Source organism: Candidatus Clostridium eludens, assembly GCF_045310515.1.
Taxonomy (GTDB): domain Bacteria; phylum Bacillota; class Clostridia; order Clostridiales; family Clostridiaceae; genus Clostridium_B; species Clostridium_B eludens.
In genome coordinates this window covers 1-226 of sequence record NZ_JBJHZX010000232.1, presented here as the reverse complement: position 1 = coordinate 226, position 226 = coordinate 1, and the positions used below count along the sequence as shown (strand labels likewise).

Here is a 226-nt window from a genome sequence, read left to right as displayed (position 1 = left end):
TTCTACACCACCTAATAGTTTTTTAGTAGATTCATAAATAATAAAAATTGCTGCAAAAAAAATCAATATTGCCTCTACGAATCCCGAAATATTTTCATATTTTCCATGCCCAAATGGGTGCTTTTCATCTTCAGGTTTTTCAGCTGCCCTAATAGAAAAGAAGGCTATTATGCTTGCAAGTAGATCAATAAAAGAATGTATTGATTCTGAAATAACACTCACAGAA

Annotated in this window: 1 protein-coding gene; it reads right to left on the bottom strand. The window is 31.4% G+C overall.

The genetic code is table 11. The annotated features are described in order from the left end of the window. On the bottom strand, positions 1-226 hold a 226-nt coding region (locus ACJDU8_RS25940), incomplete at both ends, for a cation diffusion facilitator family transporter (RefSeq protein ID WP_406795052.1).